3 protein-coding genes and 4 tRNA genes are annotated in these 4,122 nt (G+C 56.7%); all 7 read left to right on the top strand.

Annotation, left to right across the window (positions count from 1 at the left end; translation table 11 throughout):
• Positions 1 to 182: hypothetical protein (locus DW029_RS11685; protein ID WP_233543821.1), on the top strand; the 182-nt coding region annotated here is incomplete at its 5' end.
• A gap of 65 nt (positions 183 to 247) precedes the next feature.
• Positions 248 to 337, top strand: a tRNA-Leu gene (locus DW029_RS06270).
• Between the two features lie 59 nt (positions 338 to 396).
• On the top strand, positions 397 to 2,742 hold the full coding sequence (locus DW029_RS06265) for a GAF domain-containing SpoIIE family protein phosphatase (RefSeq protein WP_118345569.1): 2,346 nt from the start codon (positions 397 to 399) through the stop codon (positions 2,740 to 2,742).
• An 81-nt stretch (positions 2,743 to 2,823) separates the two neighbouring features.
• Positions 2,824 to 3,570: an anti-sigma factor antagonist gene (locus DW029_RS06260; RefSeq protein ID WP_117735335.1), complete on the top strand. Its 747-nt coding sequence runs from the start codon at positions 2,824 to 2,826 to the stop codon at positions 3,568 to 3,570.
• A 105-nt stretch (positions 3,571 to 3,675) separates the two neighbouring features.
• Positions 3,676 to 3,751, top strand: a tRNA-Gly gene (locus tag DW029_RS06255).
• Between the two features lie 35 nt (positions 3,752 to 3,786).
• Positions 3,787 to 3,860: transfer RNA gene (locus DW029_RS06250), tRNA-Cys, on the top strand.
• Between the two features lie 42 nt (positions 3,861 to 3,902).
• Positions 3,903 to 3,978: transfer RNA gene (locus DW029_RS06245), tRNA-Gly, on the top strand.
• Positions 3,979 to 4,122: the final 144 nt, after the last annotated feature.

Below are 4,122 nucleotides of genomic sequence, written 5' to 3'. Positions count from 1 at the left end.
CCGGCGCATTCCGCAGGGGGAGCGATATTTTGCAGCACGAAGTGCAAAGCAAAATATCGCTCATGCCCGAGGACGCGCCGGGAGGCAACACCGATTCGGGACCGGACATACGAATCTACCTGTGCAATTACAAATTCGTAAACTTTTTTGAAAAAAGTGCTTGCGCAGCTCTCGAAACATAGGTTATTATCTTCCTCGTTGAACGCGCGGGTCTAACAAAACGAACCGCGAATCAACAACATAGCATGTCGGAGTGGCGGAATTGGCAGACGCGCTAGCTTGAGGTGCTAGTGACCGCTTTTTGGTCATGCGGGTTCAAGTCCCGCCTCCGACACCATCGCATTTGAGAAGCCTCTTCGGAGGCTTTTTTGTTACCGATAGACGGTGAGGTTCACGATGGAAACGCTTGAGCGCAACGAGTGGGCAGACGTTGCCCAGTTGGTCGAGATCACGAGCGATGCGGTCATCATCTGCGAGCTCGACGGAACCATTTTGCATGTGAATAATCGATTGCTCGACCTGATGTGTGAAGAGCGTCCCGATGTGATCAACGGCGACGTTAAAGATCTCTTGTACTCTTCGGCATTTGAGCGCGCGACAGAGCACCGTCTTCCGTTTGAGACCAATGGAACCGAGAGCGAGTTGATGCTCAAGCTCAGTGACGGTTCCTTTATTCCCGTCCTCGTTCGTGCCGGCTCGGTTACACCGCCTCGCATCTTTGGCCGCCGCGCGCCGCGCGTCCTGGTGGTGCTCCATAGCATCGAAGAACAGTATTCGCACGATCGTCAGCTCAAGCGTGCGCTATCGGAGCTCAGGGTGGCGAATAAGCGCCTCTCGGGCACGTTGTCGGTCATTATGAGCACGGTAGGCTCCGATGAGCTGCCCAGTTTGCTGGATACCGTTTTGAACCAACTTGTAGGAACGCTCGATGCCTCGGGTGCTGCCATTTATTTTTCTGAGAGCGGCGGGTTTAAGCTTCGCGGCGTTTCTAAGGAGCTGCATGACAGCTACCTGCCCGAGTTTATGCCGTATGGTGCAGGCATCCCGACGTATGTGCTTCGCGAGTCGCGTGCGTGCCGCTTGTCGATTCAACAGGACCTGGAGGGCGATCGAGTCGCCTCGGGTATGTTCATGGACTTGGACAATCGTTCTAAGCACCTGCTACGCGTGCAAGATATGCCCCCATATCGTAGCGAGATCTGCCTTCCCGTCTTTTATGGCACTCAGGTTCTTGGCGTATTGGAGGTCGGTTGGAAACGTCCGCAGGCGCCGCTTGCCTATGACGTCAACGTGCTCGAAGTCATTTGCGATTACCTGTCCATTCAGCTGGTCGGCATGGCATCGAGCCTGCGTTCGCGTCGTACGGCAGAGCTCGGCCGCTCGCTCAATGTGCTGCGTGATGAGTTGTTTGCCTACCTTGATGATCCTGTTGCCGCCTCGCGTGCCGTGTCGTCGGAAATCTGCGCCGTGCTCAATTGTCATTTCTGCCCCGTGGAGTATGATGCGTGCCTCGAATCCTATGTCGTCGATTTTGAGGGCGGCAGTCGTGTGGCGTTGCCGGGCGATCCGGAGTCGCTCTTCTTTTCTGTCACGACGCCAGCGGCGCGTCTGGGGGCAACTTCTGATGGGTTCGAGACGTCGGTGCTGGGCGGGACGAGCGCTGACGATCTTAAACACGTGCGCCTAACGCGTGTGGACGAATCCACGCCTATGGGTGCATGGCTGAGGGCTCACGGCCTGCCGTGCCAGGGACTATATGTCGACTCTGGTATTGAAGCAGGGCGCTATCGCTCGGAGGCGGATGGCAAGCGAAGCAGCGATGCGATTGTTCCTGCTGATGTCGCCAAGGGGCCGACGACGCGCGCCTTGCTGCTCCGCGATGGTAGCCAGGAGCCAATCGACGATCTTGAATACGACTACATGGTGCATTTGGCGCACGACTTTGAGTTGATCTATGAGGGCGAGTCTCAAAAGCGCGAAGAGCGCCATATCGCTCAGACGCTTCAGATTGGCATGAGAAATTCGCTTAGTGACGTTCCGGGTATCGCAACCGATTCGGTATACCTATCGGCAACGAATTCGGCGTTGGTCGGCGGCGACTTCTATACGCTTGTTCGTCTTCCCGACGATTGCGCCGTTATGATTTTGGGTGATGTGTCCGGCAAGGGAATCGAGGCGGCGTCGATGTCGGCGCTCGTTAAGACAGCGTTGACGGCTTATGCCTGGGAGGGCGCGGGGCCTGCACGCATGGCCCGCTCGCTCAATAGTATGCTCATGGGCTTTTCGAGGGTCGAGACGTTTGTGACGGCGTTTATCGCCAAGATCGATCTTAAAGCGGGCCGAGCTACCTATTGCTCGGCGGGACATCCTCCCACCATGGTCATCAGACCGTCGTCGACGCCGCTTGGCGGCACGGAAGCCCGAGGGGGAGAGGTGGAGCTCCTTGGGTGTCAATCGGGCGTAATCGGTGCCTTTGAAAGCATGGTGTACGAGACGGGCGCCTTTACGTTCGCTCCTGGTGACATGCTCTTTATGTATACCGACGGAACGATTGAAGCACGCGATCGCTCGGGTGCTTTCTTTGGCGAGCAGCGCCTTCGCGACCTTCTGCTCTCTGTCTCGGGTGAGGGCGTATCGGGAATCTGCGGTAAGGTCTTGGGCGAGCTTGACCGCTTTACCGAGTCGGCGCTGGACGATGACATCGCGCTGGTTTCCCTTGAATTTTTACGAGGTCGATCGTAGACCGCGACGCTTGACGGGCAAAATCTTCGCAGTTACAGACACGTATGCATCGAGCGAGCTCTTTTGGGGAACCATGGTCGTATGAATGAGTGGAATGACATAGCGGTTTTGACGCCACCGGGCGATATCGACATCGCCTCGGTGACCGCGTTGCGCCGACGGTTGGATAATTTGATCGGCCGGGGCGTGCGTCGTGTTGTCATCAATTGCCAGACTGTGAGCTTCATCGATTCGACGGGCTTGGCGTTTTTGCTCACGCGTGCCAGGGAGCTCATGAGGCGCGAGGGCTTGCTTTCGCTTGTTAATGCGTCCGATGAGGTCGTTCGCTTTTTGGAGATTGCCCGACTTGTCGACATCCTCCATGTTGCAGGGCCGCCGCGCGAGTCAATTCCTGCCATTCCGGTGGGGGAGTTGCCGCGCTGGAGCAAGAGCGTCGAGGTGCGCCAGGGCATCGAGAATCTTCCGTACTACCGACACCGTATTGCCGAGCTGCTTGAATCGCTTCCGCTGCGTCGTGACGAGCGCTATGACGTCGCATTGGCATCGGGCGAGGCGCTGGGCAACGCGTATGACCATGCGGACGGTATCGGATGCATCCTGACGGTTCAGGCCTATGGTGATCGCGTCGTGATTGAGGTCGTCGACCGTGGGGCGGGCTATTCGATCGACGGGTCGAGTGAGCCGGTTACGACTGAGGAACGCGGGCGTGGAATCAAGCTCATGCGCATGTTGGTCGACAACGTGGAGGTTGCCCGTCGTACGGATGGTGCCGGTACGCGCGTTCGGATGGTCAAGCTGTTTAGCGGAACGTTGGAATCGTGCGCCTAGTAAATCGTTTTGACATGTTTATCTGCCAAGAGCATGTGGCGGACAACTTTTTTGAAAAAAGTACTTGCGTCTTTTGGGCAACTCGCGTAAATTAATAACCCGCAAGCGGACATGGCTCAGTTGGTAGAGCACAACCTTGCCAAGGTTGGGGTCGCGGGTTCGAGCCCCGTTGTCCGCTCCATTGCATTTCCGGACCGTCTCAAGCGGTCCTTTTTCGGCGAAGTGGCCAAGTGGTAAGGCAGAGGCCTGCAAAGCCTTTACCCCCGGTTCGAATCCGGGCTTCGCCTCCAGGCAACATCCGGGCGCTCCGGCGCCCGTTTTGTTTTACATATGCGGACATGGCTCAGTTGGTAGAGCACAACCTTGCCAAGGTTGGGGTCGCGGGTTCGAGCCCCGTTGTCCGCTCCAAGCGCAACAGCCCGACTACCACGGTAGCCGGGTTTTTTCGTACCCGTTGTTTCGTACCCGTTGCTTGGCCTCGAACTTTTTTCAAATTATTCGAAAATAGTTCTTGCATTTGGGTGGATCATCCCGTATATTAAATCCTCGCAG

Origin of the sequence: Collinsella sp. AF38-3AC (assembly GCF_003474365.1) — a bacterium.
Taxonomy (GTDB): domain Bacteria; phylum Actinomycetota; class Coriobacteriia; order Coriobacteriales; family Coriobacteriaceae; genus Collinsella.
Note: the sequence above shows the minus strand (reverse complement) of the source record. Positions and strands in the feature narration are given on the sequence as shown.